The organism is uncultured Shimia sp., assembly GCF_947498095.1.
Classification (GTDB): Bacteria; Pseudomonadota; Alphaproteobacteria; order Rhodobacterales; family Rhodobacteraceae; genus Shimia.
The window spans coordinates 201,857-216,563 of the sequence record NZ_CANMJE010000003.1 but is presented as its reverse complement, the minus strand read 5'-3'; the positions used below and the strand labels follow the sequence as shown (position 1 = coordinate 216,563).

Annotated in this window: 14 protein-coding genes; 9 read left to right on the top strand and 5 right to left on the bottom strand. The window is 56.5% G+C overall.

The annotated features are described in order from the left end of the window. Positions 1-89 precede the first annotated feature (89 nt). Complete coding sequence (locus tag Q0932_RS07340; protein WP_299350950.1) at positions 90-512, top strand: tellurite resistance TerB family protein; 423 nt, start codon at positions 90-92, stop codon at positions 510-512. Positions 513-575: 63 nt separating this feature from the next. On the opposite strand, the gene dacB is transcribed toward Q0932_RS07340, so the two are convergent. Continuing rightward, on the bottom strand, positions 576-2,069 hold the full coding sequence (gene dacB / locus Q0932_RS07335; protein ID WP_299350949.1) for a D-alanyl-D-alanine carboxypeptidase/D-alanyl-D-alanine-endopeptidase: 1,494 nt from the start codon (positions 2,067-2,069) through the stop codon (positions 576-578). A 152-nt stretch (positions 2,070-2,221) separates the two neighbouring features. Between dacB and Q0932_RS07330 the strand changes: the two genes are divergently transcribed. After that, a complete protein-coding gene (locus tag Q0932_RS07330) occupies positions 2,222-3,058 on the top strand; it encodes a DMT family transporter (protein WP_299350948.1) in 837 nt (278 codons plus the stop codon). Here the strand turns inward: Q0932_RS07330 and Q0932_RS07325 are convergent. Beyond that, positions 3,055-3,666 carry a nicotinate-nucleotide adenylyltransferase gene (locus Q0932_RS07325; protein WP_299350947.1) on the bottom strand — a complete coding sequence of 204 codons (612 nt, stop codon included), beginning with the start codon at positions 3,664-3,666 and terminating at the stop codon, positions 3,055-3,057. The two genes, Q0932_RS07330 and Q0932_RS07325, sit on opposite strands and share 4 nt — an antisense overlap. An 82-nt stretch (positions 3,667-3,748) precedes the next feature. Further along, a complete protein-coding gene (locus Q0932_RS07320) occupies positions 3,749-4,303 on the bottom strand; it encodes a hypothetical protein (RefSeq protein ID WP_299350945.1) in 555 nt (184 codons plus the stop codon). A 156-nt stretch (positions 4,304-4,459) separates the two neighbouring features. Between Q0932_RS07320 and ettA the strand changes: the two genes are divergently transcribed. Further along, positions 4,460-6,115, top strand: coding sequence for an energy-dependent translational throttle protein EttA (gene ettA / locus Q0932_RS07315; RefSeq protein ID WP_299350943.1), 1,656 nt, complete (start codon positions 4,460-4,462; stop codon positions 6,113-6,115). Next, positions 6,115-7,083 (top strand): hypothetical protein, encoded by a 969-nt coding sequence (locus tag Q0932_RS07310; protein WP_299350942.1) that lies wholly within the window; start codon positions 6,115-6,117, stop codon positions 7,081-7,083. The genes ettA and Q0932_RS07310 overlap by 1 nt, the downstream gene beginning before the upstream one ends. Before the next feature lie 195 nt (positions 7,084-7,278). On the opposite strand, the gene Q0932_RS07305 is transcribed toward Q0932_RS07310, so the two are convergent. After that, on the bottom strand, positions 7,279-7,455 hold the full coding sequence (locus Q0932_RS07305) for a hypothetical protein (RefSeq protein ID WP_299350940.1): 177 nt from the start codon (positions 7,453-7,455) through the stop codon (positions 7,279-7,281). 148 nt (positions 7,456-7,603) lie between these two features. On the opposite strand from Q0932_RS07305, the gene Q0932_RS07300 reads away from it, so the two are divergent. The 4 genes from Q0932_RS07300 (at position 7,604) to Q0932_RS07285 (ending at position 12,965) form a co-directional block, all read left to right on the top strand. Further along, positions 7,604-7,978: a hypothetical protein gene (locus tag Q0932_RS07300; protein ID WP_299350938.1), complete on the top strand. Its 375-nt coding sequence runs from the start codon at positions 7,604-7,606 to the stop codon at positions 7,976-7,978. Between the two features lie 258 nt (positions 7,979-8,236). Further along, positions 8,237-10,039 carry an FAD-dependent oxidoreductase gene (locus tag Q0932_RS07295; RefSeq protein ID WP_299350937.1) on the top strand — a complete coding sequence of 601 codons (1,803 nt, stop codon included), beginning with the start codon at positions 8,237-8,239 and terminating at the stop codon, positions 10,037-10,039. Beyond that, positions 10,036-11,916, top strand: a complete 1,881-nt coding sequence (locus Q0932_RS07290; RefSeq protein ID WP_299350935.1) for a 2-oxoacid:acceptor oxidoreductase subunit alpha — start codon at positions 10,036-10,038, stop codon at positions 11,914-11,916. The genes Q0932_RS07295 and Q0932_RS07290 overlap by 4 nt, the downstream gene beginning before the upstream one ends. Continuing rightward, positions 11,916-12,965, top strand: a complete 1,050-nt coding sequence (locus Q0932_RS07285; protein ID WP_299350933.1) for a 2-oxoacid:ferredoxin oxidoreductase subunit beta — start codon at positions 11,916-11,918, stop codon at positions 12,963-12,965. The genes Q0932_RS07290 and Q0932_RS07285 overlap by 1 nt, the downstream gene beginning before the upstream one ends. 49 nt (positions 12,966-13,014) lie before the next feature. On the opposite strand, the gene Q0932_RS07280 is transcribed toward Q0932_RS07285, so the two are convergent. After that, positions 13,015-13,413 carry an acyl-CoA thioesterase gene (locus Q0932_RS07280; RefSeq protein WP_299350931.1) on the bottom strand — a complete coding sequence of 133 codons (399 nt, stop codon included), beginning with the start codon at positions 13,411-13,413 and terminating at the stop codon, positions 13,015-13,017. 89 nt (positions 13,414-13,502) lie between these two features. Between Q0932_RS07280 and Q0932_RS07275 the strand changes: the two genes are divergently transcribed. After that, positions 13,503-14,654 (top strand): geranylgeranyl reductase family protein, encoded by a 1,152-nt coding sequence (locus Q0932_RS07275; protein WP_299350929.1) that lies wholly within the window; start codon positions 13,503-13,505, stop codon positions 14,652-14,654. Positions 14,655-14,707 lie beyond the last annotated feature (53 nt).

Below are 14,707 nucleotides of genomic sequence, written 5' to 3'. Positions count from 1 at the left end.
TTTACGCCCTAATCCGAGGCTACCTATTGCCCAAGGCCCTGTCAGTCAATATTCTGCACTGCAACAAACCTCAAACAAGGAAATCGCCCGTGGCTCAGGATATCCCTACCCCACTGACCCCTCAGGACAGTCTTGTCGCCGTTATGGTGGCGATCTCGGCATCAGACGAAAACATCCGGACAGCCGAATTGGTCAAGATCCAAACCACGGTGAACAACCTTCCTGTCTTTGCCGACTATGACATTGACCGGATGAAAACTGTTTCACAGACCGTGTTTGACCTGTTCGAGCAAGAAGACGGTCTGGCCGCCCTGTTTGGACTGGTGCGTGACAGTCTTCCAGAGCGCCTGTTTGAAACGGCATATGCGCTGGCCTGCGATGTCGCAGCGGCGGACGGGTCCCTTGCAGAACCCGAACTGCGCCTCTTGGAAGAAATTCGCTACGAGTTGAACATTGATCGCCTGCATGCCGCAGCAATTGAACGCGGCTCTCGGGCGCGTCACATGATTTGATTGCATTTGGTGGTTGTTTCCAGCCCGCCGCATGAAAATCCGGCCAGAGCAAGCACCAAGTGTTCAAGCCCCGTAGAGGCTATCCCACCGTTCAATGAGGCGTTGCTGCAGCCTTTTGGCCTTGCGGTTCCAAGCGCGCGCACCTTTGGGGCGTTCTTTGTCTTTGTCCGCAATGGCGCGACGTGCCGCTGTGTCGGCAACAAAAACGGCAAACGTCAGCTGTGTGCCGTCCTGAGCCTTTAGGTACCCCGCCAATCCACTGACGAAATTCAACGTCCCTGTTTTGGCTTTGACTTGCGTTGCGATGTTCTTTTTGACGTTTCCGTCCCCGTCTCGCAATTTGATGTCCTTGAGTATGGGCTGCAAGACAGCCTGCCGTGATGTGTTGGCCAGTGCTTTGGCCATTTCTCCGGCACGCAATCTCGAAGCGCCACCCAGACCCGAGTGATCGACCAACGCTGCGTTGCGCATTCCCAACGCACCTGAGGCCCATTTGTTCATTTCACCTGCCGAAACTTTCAATGACCCAGCTTTCACACCCCTTGCGCGGGTGGCCGACAGACCCACCATCTCGGCCGTGATGTTGGTCGAGTACCTAAGCATGTCCCTTAAGATATCGCGCAATTGAGGGCTTTTATGCGAGGCCAAGGACGCACCCTCGGGCTTGGCGCTGGCTTTCTTCGGCGCTTTCAACACGATCCCATGCGCACGCGCCATGGTTCGAAACACTTCTCCTGCATAGATCTCGGGCTGACGCACTGGCAGCCAACGGCCGCCGCCGTTGCCCAAAGCACCACTGGCAACAGTCCAGTGATCGGTTCCACCGCGAGACTGATAAGTATATACCGGCAGGTCCCGCTTCACGATCCGCATTTTGGCCATGGTGACTTCGGGGCGATAGCGGTCAGATCGCGCATCCATACTGACAGCCCAGCCGCCACCAGACGCGCGCTTCCATTCAAAATACACACGGTTGTAGTTCAGGCTCAGACCCGAAATCGCTGGGGAATAGCCGACGTGATCCGGCTGACCCGGATCAATTGCACGGATACTGGGCAGCGCGCTGCCCCAGACCAGAAACCGCCCAGTGACTTCGCGAACGCCAGCCTGTTTCAGCGCCTTGGCAAGACCCGCCAAAGCGTTGGTGTCCAGGGTAGGGTCCCCGCCGCCAACCAAAACAAGATCGCCTTTCAGCACACCATTGGACAGGGTACCTTTCGCCAGCAGGCGCGTTTCAAACCGATGCGCGGCGCCCAGAACGTCCAGCGCATACATCGCCGTCACGGCTTTGGTCACGCTGGCCGGAGGCAATCCCGTTTCAGCTTCGTAGCCTTCCAGAAGCAACCCGGTTTTGGCATCGGCCACGGCATACCCGACCTTCCCACTAACGCCAGATGCTTTGATGAGATCGTTAGAGTCCGCCGCATAGCTGCGCCGCAACCCGGCAGGTCGTAACCTGGGGCGCAATGATGTCGCCGGTGGGTTGGCCCAAACTGGCGTCGAAATACTTGCCGCAACCGAGGTCAGGAACAGGCGTCGTGAGAACTCTTTAACCATGCCCAGAGATTAACCAAAGCTGGTGCAATCACACAAGCCACTGCGAGGTGCATCAGGTCACAAAACCTCGATTTCTCAATCACTTTCCAAATGCTTGCCACCCACCGATCACACGTCGTGCCTTTCAACAACCGCCATGCTAAAGCACTCGCATGTGGCAGGCTCTTTTCATCATGCTGATCGCGATGTCGATGATCCCTGCGGGTGACACGGCTGGCAAGCTCTTGACCTCATTGCACGAGGCCAGCCCGGCATTCGTGGCCTGGTCACGGTTCGGCATCGGAGCGCTGATCGCGTTGCCTTTGCTGCGGCCGGAAACGCTGCGTTTGTTCAAAGACTGGCGCATTTGGCTACGCGCCTTGCTGCTGACCGGCGGGATCACGTCGATCCAGATTGCGTTGAGAACGGCCCCGTTGGCAGATGTCTTTGCTGCCTTCTTTATCGGCCCGATCTTTAGCTACGTGCTGTCCATCATCTTTCTCGGCGAACAAGTCAATCCGGCACGCAACGCGCTGATTGCCCTAGGCTTTTTTGGTGTCCTGTTGGTGGTACGCCCCGGCTTCGACATGACACCCGGGCTGATCTATGCGGTCATCGCGGGCTTGTGCTATGGGGCGTACCTCACGTCCTCGCGGTGGCTCTCAGCGATTGCAAGTCCTGGCAGTCTGCTGTTCACCCAATTGACGCTGAGCTTCATCATGTTGACGCCGTTTTGCTGGACCTCAACCCCGACACTCACCACAGAGGTTGCAAGCCTTACCGTGCTCAGCGCGATATTCTCAATGGCTGGCAACTTTCTGTTGCTCTTTGCCTATGCCCGCTCGCCCGCATCCTCGCTGGCACCGTTCGTGTATTTGCAACTCTTTGCCGCGATCGCCCTGGGTTGGGCGGTTTTTGGCGAGCTGCCCGATCTCATAGCCATCCTTGGGTTGGTCTTGATCATCGGCGCTGGCATCGCGTCCGCCACGCTAGGCCAACAGCGCCGTTAGCCCTTGGGCCAACGCCCCTCGGCCCTGATCCGGGTTGAAGAAATATCCCGCATCGGTACATTCACAAAACACCACGCAGGCGCCTCACTGGCCCCAAGCAAATGACTGGCCCGCGGATGCAACCGCGCATGCCGGAACACCTGCGCCGCTTTTGCCGTGCGCCCCTCAACCCGCTCCCCGGGCCGTGCCAAAACTCCAATCGGCACCCGCGCGACAATCTCTTGCCAGTCCTTCCACAAATGAAATTGCGCGAGGTTATCCGCCCCCATTAACCACACGAACCGTGCCCGTGGGTAAGCCGCCTGCAGCGCCGCAATCGTCTCGGCCGTATACCGCGTCCCAGCGCGCGCCTCAAAATCACTCACATGAATGCGCGGATGCGCCAAAAGTTGTCTCGCCGCCGCCATCCGCCGCTCTAGTTTTGCAGGTCCTCGCTGTTTCAAAGGATTGCCCGGAGACACCAACCACCACACCCGATCCAACCCAAACCGCTTGAGCGCTTCCCGGCTGATATGCACATGGCCCCCATGAGGCGGATCAAAAGAACCGCCCAGCAGGCCGATGGTTTGGCTTTGCCCAACATGATTTGGCGTTGGCAGCATTGTCATTTTGTCCCTTGTGTCGTTCACTTTCTGACGCGCAGGACGGAAAAGTCAATCTTGTCAAAGGAATGCAGAAAGAAAATCGCGTTCAGAACGCCGGGCATCCGTTGATCCCGGAGACAGCCACGTTCCATGCCTCTTGCGGGTCAAAGCCTTCAACCGCCCAATCCTCAGCGTGTTTTCTCGGCATCTGGCCCCGCACGATCATGTAAGAGGGGCGATAGTCCGGCGGATCCGCATCTCTCAGGCCTTTGCAGACTGTTTCGAAATAGTCGCCCTCGCCGCTGCGGAACAGGGTGACATAGTGTTTCAAAGCGTCGATCTGCGCGCGCGAATAGCCCGAGAATATCCAACCATTCAGCTCTTGGACGACGACATGTGCTGTTTCGTCCCGCACTCTTTGCTGATCAAACATTGCTGTACTGTTGTAGGCAAGGAACAATCCCACTGCAGCCCCATGGCGTTCGGCTTCGACACAGGATCGCACTGCGCCCGCCAGCTCGCGTGCGGTGTAGTCAGGCTCAAGATCCTTGATCTCAATGCACCCTATGTCTCGCGGCGGCGGCACGGTTTCTGCCAGTAGGCTCCCCCCCGGCCAAGCCAACGCTAGGGCCACGATCACAAGCTGTGTCAGTCTCATCATGATACAAGACTACTGCCCCCAACCAGCCATACAAAATCACATGTTCGAAATCCGCATCAGGGCCTATGACGCCGGACAGAACGCTCATTGCCCCCCTGCCCGCCTTTCGCTATCACATCTCGCAACACAAATATTCCCATACCGGAGTCGCGCATCATGGCCGCTTATCAATACGTCTATCACATGCAGGGGGTCTCCAAGACCTATCCCGGCGGTAAGAAATGCTTTGAGAACATCCATCTCAGCTTTCTGCCCGGCGTGAAAATCGGTGTGGTCGGCGTCAACGGCGCCGGTAAATCGACGCTGATGAAGATCATGGCCGGTCTCGACAAGGACTACACCGGTGAGGCATGGGTCGCCGAGGGGGCCAAGGTTGGCTATCTGCCGCAGGAACCACAGCTGGACGAGAGCCTCAGCGTGCGCGAAAACGTCATGCTGGGTGTGGCGGGTAAAAAGGCCATCCTTGATCGCTATAACGATCTCGCCATGAACTATTCCGATGAAACCGCCGAGGAAATGGCCGCGCTGCAGGACCAGATCGACGCCGAGAACCTCTGGGATCTCGACAGCCAGATCGACGTCTCGATGGAGGCCCTGCGCTGCCCCCCCGATGACGCCGAAATTGCCAATCTCTCAGGTGGCGAGAAACGCCGGGTTGCCCTGTGCAAACTGCTCTTGGAAGCGCCCGAGATGCTGCTGTTGGACGAACCGACCAACCACCTCGACGCGGAAACCATCGCATGGCTGCAACAGCACCTGATCGACTACAAGGGCACCATCCTGATCGTCACCCACGACCGCTATTTCCTGGATGACATCACCGGCTGGATTCTCGAACTCGACCGCGGCAAGGGCATTCCCTACGAGGGCAATTATTCCGCATGGCTGGAGCAGAAAGCCAAACGTCTGGAACAGGAGGCGCGCGAGGACAAATCCAAGCAGAAAACGCTGGAACGCGAGCTGGAATGGATGCGTCAGGGCGCCAAGGCCCGTCAGGCCAAATCCAAGGCCCGGATCAACGCCTATAATGACCTCGCCAATCAGTCCGAACGCGAAAAACTGGCCCGTGCCCAGATCGTCATTCCGAACGGTCCACGGCTTGGCGCTAAGGTGATCGAGGTGAATGGCATCTCGAAACACTACGGCGACAAGCAGTTGATCGAGAACCTCGAGTTTTCGCTGCCCCCCGGCGGCATCGTCGGCGTGATCGGCCCCAACGGCGCGGGTAAATCCACCCTGTTCCGCATGCTGACCGGTCAGGAACAGCCCGACGAAGGCACGGTTGAATACGGCGACACCGTCAAACTGTCCTACGTCGACCAGTCGCGCGACGATCTCAACGACAAAGACACCGTGTGGGAGTCGATCTCGGGCGGGGCGGAAATCATCGAGCTTGGCGACGCGCAGGTCAATTCCCGCGCCTATTGCTCGTCCTTCAACTTCAAAGGCGGCGATCAGCAAAAACCGCTGAACCTCTTATCAGGCGGTGAACGCAACCGCGTCCACATGGCGCGTCTCTTGAAAGAGGGCGGCAACGTCCTCTTGCTCGACGAACCGACCAACGACCTCGACGTCGAAACCCTGCGCGCGCTGGAAGACGCCCTCGTCGACTTTGCGGGCTGCGCCGTGGTCATCAGCCACGACCGCTTCTTCCTTGACCGCATCTGCACCCACATCCTCGCCTTCGAAGGCGAAGCCCACGTGGAATGGTTCGAAGGCAACTTTGAGGACTACGAAGAAGACAAGAAACGTCGACTGGGGGCAGATGCTCTTGAGCCCAAGCGGTTGAAGCATAAGAAGTTTACGCGGTAATGGACTTTTCGGCGCTTCAAAAACGAATTGCCAAGTTTAAAAAACCCGTATGCAGATGCATGTACGTTTCACAAGATGGGGTCGGATGTAAAAATCCCCCCATCAAATCCCACTCCCTGCAGAAATCTGGCGCTCTGAAAGAAATTGCCGAGAATGGACACGTGATGTCCATTCAGCCAAAGTTCACACCTAAAAAGGTCGATTGGGACTTTAGAAAAATCGGGCACTCGCAAGCTTCTACGTTTCCGGGTTACTGTAAGAAACATGACAGCGAATTATTCGCCGATGTTGAAGATGATTACAAAAGTTTCGGCGACAGAACTGTTGCACTTTTGACGTTAAGGAGTATCTCACGCGAGTACTTCACCAAGCTTGCTCAAATCCGAATGTGGACTGAAGACGCAGTTCAAAAGGGTTTCAAAAGGAGGCTTGGAGACAGCGGCTACGAAGAACTTATCGGCAATGCGAAGGCTGCCGGGGCAGAGCTAGCCAAGGCCAAAGCTGTAGTTGACACCGCGTTGAACGAAAATGACTTTTCTATGATCAAACATGTATCCGCATTACACGCGGAACCGTTGCCATTCGCCTTCACTGGGGCTTTCAACCCCGAATTTACCGTAACTGAGGAACCGATCCTGCCAGACGCTGACAAAGAATGGGGTAGTGTCTTTGCTTTTTGCGGCAACCTTGGCGGCTCCAACTTTGTACTTCTTTCAACTGTTACCACCATCGGCCACGGTGAATGTGCCAAGTTTCTAAACAGCATTACGGACGAACACTCTCAAAATCCCAATTTTTGGCTAAATCTTGGCCTCAAATACATCGAAAACAGCTTTTTTCGCCCCTCTTGGGTCGCTGAACAAAGAGCAGTCAAAAAATTACTAATGATTCAGAAATTTCGCGTCGAAAACAGTTTGAATGGTCATCGCGCGCCCACTTGTTTGAATGACTTAGCGATCTTCGACTAATCCTCACTGTTTGCCTGAAAAAAAAGCGCGCTTTGCTCGCCGCTTGGCATCGCCCGACCGCCCCACAAGGGTGGGCAATTTTGCACCGTCAGCCTCCACAAAACCGTCGGATGCCTTTGGCACCATAAACCACCAAGCCATAGCCGCCACGTCGCCCACCCTCGGTCGGGCGTCCCCGGCTCAGCTGTCGGAAAATCACTTCCCGTCGCGGGCGGCTTTTTCTTCCTTGGTCAGCTTGGCGTTCCAGGCGTTCTTGCTCAGGCCCAGTTCGGGCTTGGGCGGTTTGGTTTCGCCCTTGGTGATTTCGCCGCCCTTGTTCAGAAATTCCTGAATGAGGGCGTCATCGGTGGTTTCTTTGGGAACTTGTTTCATACCCCTTGCCTAACGGCCGGGAACCGTCTTGTCACGCGCCATCCCCAAGGTTCTCGCAGAATTCACATCCCCGCCATCACTGTGAAACAGGTCTGGCCTTTTCGACGGGGTGTCCACATCTTGGTCAACAGACCAGATCGGAGACCTCATGCGTATCATTCCTGTCCTTACACTTGGGGCTCTTGTCATGGGCGTTGTGGTGTTCATCGACGCCGCCAGACCGCTTGGTGCGCATCCGTGGTGGTCGCAAAAGTCCCTGCTGATCGGCACTCCCATCGGCCTCATCCTCGCCGCGCTGGCCATCCGCACCTCGCGCCCACTCTCGGGCCTCTTTGGCTTTGTCCTCGCCACCGCTGTGGCCCTGACCTTTGCCAAATATGGCCAGACGCAATTTGCTGCCTCTTATGCCGAGGACGCGCTGGCTGGGCGGATGTGGTACTTCGGCTGGATCGCCACCGGGGCCAGTTTGGCCGGGGGGATCACCACAGGGATCGCGGTCATGCTCTCGCCGCGAAAATCTTAACCAGGTCTGAACAAATCCGCCCCGGATAATTCTACAAAACGCACAAAATCGCCCCTGACACATGTACAAAACGAGCCTTTTTTGACTTAGGACAATGCGGGCGCGTCTAGGGGCACTTATGGCCCTAAAGCGACGATTAACCAAAAAAACGCGACAGGACCTCTTTGACTTCAATTCTCGCTTTACACGGGCACAGTTCCGTTGAAACGTTGAGTATACCGTCGTACACGCTGGAATTTCGCCGATGAAGGAGGCGACATGAAACCGACCAACACCGCAGATCCCGAGTATTTTCACAAGGTCGTGGATTGCCAATTCGCCTGCCCTGCGCATACGCCGGTGCCCGAATACATCCGCCTCATCGCCCAGGAACGCTATACTGACGCCTATATGATCAATTGGGAGAGCAACGTGTTCCCCGGTGTCCTGGGCCGCACTTGTGACCGCCCCTGCGAGCCCGCCTGCCGACGTGGTCGGGTCGAGGAAGAGCCGGTCGCGATCTGCCGCCTGAAGCGTGTGGCCGCGGACTTTAAGGATGACGTCAAGCATCTGATCCCACAGGCTGGCCCGAAGAATGGCAAAAGGATTGCCCTGATTGGTGGTGGCCCGGCCTCGCTGACCGTGGCGCGCGACCTGGCCCCCTTGGGTTATGAGCTGCATCTCTACGATGAGCACGCCAAGGCTGGCGGCTTTATGCGCAGCCAGATCCCGGCGTTCCGTCTGCCCGACGAGGTGTTGGATGAAGAGGTGGACTACGTGCTCAACATGGGCATCCACACCACCTTCAACACCTATGTGGACAGCCTGCAAAGCATCCTCGATAAGAACTACGACGCCGTCTTCGTCGGCTGCGGCGCGCCGCGCGGGCGTGACCTGCCCAGCCTGCCGGGCCGAAAAGAAGCGGATGCCAACATCCATCTGGGGATCGACTGGCTTTCGAGCGTGGCTTTTGAACACACCAAAAAAATCGGCAAGCGCGTCATCGTGTTGGGCGGGGGCAACACCGCCATGGATTGTTGCCGCACCTCGCGCCGTCTGGGTGGCGAAGACGTCAAAGTCATCGTGCGCTCGCCGTTCGAGGACATGAAAGCCTCCCCTTGGGAAAAAGAAGACACCATTCACGAAGGCATCCCGATCCTCGACAATCACGTGCCCAAAGAATTCGTGGTGAAAAAGGGCAAACTGGTCGGCATGACCTTCGAAAAGGTCAAGGCCGTCTATGACGAAGAAGGCAAGCGCAGGCTGGTGCCAACCGGCGAGGATCTGGTCCATGTCGACTGCGACGATGTTCTTATCGCCATCGGTCAGGAAAACGCTTTCCCCTGGATCGAGAAATCGACCGGCGTGCGTTTCACCAGCTGGGGCACCCCGATCATCAACGATGACGAGACCTTCCAATCCACCCGTAAAGAAGTGTTTTTTGGTGGCGACTCGGCTTTTGGCCCGGCCAATATCATCACTGCCGTCGCCCATGGTCACAAGGCCGCCGTGTCAATTGACATGTATTGCAACGGAAAGAACCCCGAAGTCGACCGACCCGCGCCGCACCACACTCTCGTCAGCCAGAAAATGGGCATTCACGAGTGGAGCTATGACAGCATCCCGGTGACTGACAAACGCGAAGCAGTTCCGTTGGTTGATCTCAAAGAAGCGCTGAAGAGCAAAACGCTTGAAGTTGAGTTGGGCTTTGACGCTGACACAGCTTTTGTTCAGGCTGAACGCTGCCTGAACTGTGACGCGCAAACGGTGTTTACCGAAAGCACCTGCATCGAGTGTGATGCCTGTACCGACATTTGCCCAACCAGCTGCATCAGCTTTATTGAAAATGGCGACGAAGACGATCTGCGGGCGCGACTCTTGGTTCCCGCGGAAAACCCTGAACAGGACCTCTACGTGTCTGACACACTGCCGACCGGCAAAGTGATGGTCAAAGACGAGGACGTGTGCCTGCATTGCGGTCTTTGCGCGGAACGCTGCCCGACAGCCGCTTGGGACATGCAGAAATTCTTCTACACGATGGCAAAAGCCACGCCTGACCTGCTGGTGGAGGCCGCAGAATGAAACAGATCAAGGGTATCAACGACTTTGTCGTCAAATTCGCCAACGTGAATGGCACCGGTTCGGCCTCGGCGAACCACCTGTTTGCCAAGTCGATTTTTCGCATGGGCATCCCTGTCAGCCCGCGCAACATCTTTCCATCCAACATTCAGGGCCTGCCCACCTGGTACGAAGTACGGGTCAGCAAGAACGGGTACCTGGGCCGTCGCGGTGGTGTAGATCTGATGGTCTGCGTCAACCCGCAGAGCATGGAGAAAGACATCGCAAGCGTCGAACCGGGCGGGTATTTCCTTTATGACTCGACCAAGCCTCTGGCTTCGCATCTCAAGCGCGATGACATCACGATTATCGGTATCCCATTAACCGAAATGTGCATGAAAGAGTTCCCGGTTCCGCGCTTGCAGCAATTGCTCAAGAACGTGGTGTATGTTGGCGCTTTGGCAGCTTTGTTAGACATCGACTTCGCCGTACTCAAAGGGCTTTTGAACGATCAGTTCAAAGGCAAGGAAAAGTTGATTTCCTCAAATGTTCATGCGTTGGAAATGGGCTATCAGTACGCGACCGAAAACTACCAATGCCCGCTACCGATCCGGTTGGAAAAAGGTGGCAACGTCGCACCGCACATTCTTGAAACACCGCACATCCTGATGAACGGCAACACAGCCGCCGCGTTGGGTGCTATTTATGGCGGTGCGACCGTGGCTGCTTGGTATCCGATCACGCCTTCTACCAGCGTTGTGGATGCCTTTGCAAAATACGCAAAACGTCTTCGTATCGACGCGGGCAGCGGTAAAAAGAACTATGCCATCGTGCAGGCCGAAGACGAGTTGGCCGCAATGGGCATGGTCGTCGGCGCCAGCTGGAACGGAGCCCGCGCCTTTACCGCAACTTCCGGCCCCGGCGTATCGCTGATGAGCGAATTCCTTGGCCTTGCCTATTTTGCCGAAATTCCGGTTGTGCTGATCAACGTGCAGCGTTCTGGTCCATCCACAGGCATGCCAACACGCAGCCAACAGTCTGACGTTCTGGCCTCGGCTTATGCCAGCCACGGCGACACCAAGCAGGTACTGTTGTTCCCGGCCACGCCGCAGGAATGTTTTGAGATGACGGTTCAGGCCTTTGACCTCTCAGAGCGCTTGCAAACGCCCGTCATCATGATGTCGGACCTCGACCTTGGCATGAACGACTGGATGTCGCCGCCTTTGGAGTGGGACGACGACTATGAAATGGATCGCGGCAAGGTGCTGGATGCCGAAGGGTTGGACAACGTCGAAACCTGGGGCCGCTACCTAGACGTGGACGGCGACGGTATCTGTTATCGCACCCTGCCTGGCACACACCCTGACAAAGGTGCCTTTTTCACCCGTGGCTCGTCCAAGAACGAAATGGCGGTCTATTCCGAGAGCGGCGAGGATTACGTGCAGAACGTTGACCGCCTTTTGCGCAAGTTCGACACCGCCAAGAAGCTGGTACCGGAGCCCAAAACGCACCCGCCAATCGAGGTAAAGAAACCCAAGACCAAGCTCAAGCTGGGTGCGCTGTTCTTTGGCACGTCTGCGTCGCCTGCCTATGAGGCGGTCGAGATGCTGGCGAAAGAAGGCTATCCAATCGACACCATGCGCATCCGAGCCTTCCCGTTCCACACCGATCTGGATCAGTTCATTCACGACCACGACGTGGTTTTCGTGATCGAACAGAACCGCGATGGGCAAATGCGCCAGTTGATCATGAACGAATGTCAGATCGCGCCGACCAAGCTGACATCGGTACTGAACTATTCAGGCACGCCGATCACTGCGCGCGACATCGCCAACCAGATCCGACAGGGCCTCGATACCAAGAGCGCCAAGGTCGTGCCGCTGCACAAGGAGACCGCCTGATGTCTTATGTAAAGCCCAAGTTCCGCCACCCCCGCTTGCCCACCAACCGGCTGGGGTTCACGGTTGCGGATTATGACGGGGCGATCTCGACGCTCTGTGCAGGCTGCGGCCATGATTCGATCTCAGCGTCGATCCGCTCCGCCTGTTTTGAATCCTCACTGCCGCCACACCGCATTGCCAAGGTTTCGGGCATCGGCTGTTCGTCGAAAATGCCAACCTACTTCCTTGGCAAAAGCCACGGCTTCAACTCGGTACATGGCCGGATGCCGTCGGTGGCGACCGGTGCCAGCCTTGCCAACCGCGACCTGACCTATATCGGCGTTTCGGGCGATGGCGACACGGCATCTATTGGCATGGGGCAATTCGTTCATCTGGTTCGTCGAAACGTCAACATGACGTATATCGTTGCCAACAACGGCTGTTATGGCCTGACCAAGGGCCAAGACAGCGCCACGGCGGACCTAGGGTCTGTCAGCAAGTATGGCGATGTGAACGGCTTTGATGGCATCGATCTGGCAAGCCTCGCCATCCTTCAAGGCGCCAGCTTTGTGGCACGCAGCTTTTCGGGCGATAAGGAACAGCTGGTTCCCTTGATCCGTGCTGCAATGGCGCACAACGGGTTTGCGTTCATAGACGTGGTCAGCCCTTGTGTCACTTTCAACAACCACTCGGGCTCGACCAAGAGTTACGAAGAAACCCGTGCACATCTCGACATGATGCCGCTGGATTTCGTCCCGATGCGCGAAGAGATCAAGGCGCAGTATGACGAGGGGACTTCCAAGAGCGTCACGCTGCACGACGGGTCAGCCATTCATCTGAAAAAAGCCATATCTGGCCATGAAACTGACAACCGCCAGACCGCGCTGAATACAATTCAGCAGGCGAACGCAGAGAACCGTGTGTTGACCGGGTTGCTGTTCCTCGACCCGAACTCACAAAACCTCAACACCAAGCTTGAATTGGCCACACGGCCATTGAATGAGCTGGGTAAGGACGAGCTTTGCCCGGGATCGAAGGTTCTGAAAAGCATCAACGAAGGCCTGCGCTAAGGCTTTGAGACACAAAAGCTTAGGCCGGCGCACTCTCGCCGGCCTTTCTTTATGGGGCGTCTGGTAGGTCGGGAACCGGGCGCGGCTTCCCGTCTTCGTCAATCGCAACATAAGTAAAAAGCCCCTCGGTGACCTTTTCCGAGACGCCCTTGCGGTAGCGAATGGCCCAGGCTTCAATCTTGATCGCCATTGAACTGCGCCCGACCCGTTCAACCCAGGCCCAGACACCCAAAATATCACCGACACCAACCGGACGGATAAACTTCATGGCATCCACCGCAACAGTGGTGACTCGTCCGCCAGCCCGTTCTGCCGCGATAATTCCGCTCGCAACGTCCATCTGTGCCAACACCCAACCGCCGAAAATGTCGCCGTTCACATTCACATCTGCTGGCATCGCGACAGTGCGAAGCGTCGCAGAGCCTTGCGGAGGAGTATCTTCGGTCATGACCTGTCCTTTTCTTGCTATCTAACACCCTAGCTCTCTGGACCGGTATGGGAAAGCTGGTAGAACCACGTGAATCCTTGGAGTGCCTCATGCAGCCATTCGACATCATCGTGATCGGTGCAGGCCCTGCGGGCAGTGCCGCGGCTTGCTGGGCAGCGCGACATGGGGCCAGTGTTGCACTGGTGGACAAGGCGTCTTTTCCGCGTGACAAGCTTTGCGGAGGGCTGTTTACAGAACGCAGCCACAGATACTATCGCGAGATCTTCGATCAGGAATTGGATTTTTCACGCATCGTCAGTCGTAAGAACATCGAGTTCTGGCAAGACGGCACGAGGCTGGCGCGCGTGACAGATGTGCCGCCGTTACATTTGACCATGCGGCTTAATCTGGACAACCAGCTGTTTTCTCAAACGATCGCTGCCGGTGCCCAAGACTTTAGTGGACAGGCCATCTCTGAGGTCGCCTCAAACGCTGTTCATTTCAGGAATGGCACTGTTATCGAAGGGCGTATTTTGATTGGGGCTGATGGGGTGAACTCCATTGTCGCACGCCATCTTTTTGGAACCCCTTTTGATAAGGACACAATCGGTTTCGGATTAGAAATCGAGGCCAAATCAGAAGACCGCTCCCCCGATCTGCACCCCTTGCGCATTGATTTCGGTGCGGCGGATTGGGGCTATGGTTGGGCCTTCCCTAAAGTGGGATCAACCACCATTGGCATAGGGGGGCTACACGCAGAAAACACCGACATGAAGGCTAAATTCGCAGCTTATCTCGACCGGCTTGGGCTTACCTCTGATGCAAACCGGATCAAGGGTCATTACCTACCGTTCGGTGACTTTCGTACCACGCCTGGACGCGGCAACATCCTCTTAGCCGGAGATGCCGCAGGGCTGGTTGATCCGATCACCGGAGAGGGCATTGCCTTTGCCATGAAAAGCGGTCAACTGGCGGCAAAGGCGGCACTTGAGGCTTTGGCGCGCGACACACCCGACGACGCATTGCCGCTCTACAAAGAACAGTTGAAAACCATCCACCGCAATTTGCGTATCGCACGAACACTTCGCCGCATCGTTTTTGCGCCGCGTTGGCAAAGTACACTGTCCCGCTCTTTTCGGCGTTCCGGAACAGTCAGACTACAATATATGCGCTTGTTGGCCGGTGAAATCGAGTATCCCGAGCTGGCTCGCCGCGTTTTGCTGCGTTTGCCAAGATATCTTCTAACCGCGCTACGACGCTGACCGTAGGTCGGTCAAGCTGTCCAAATTACCCACAATCCAACAATAAAAGGGCC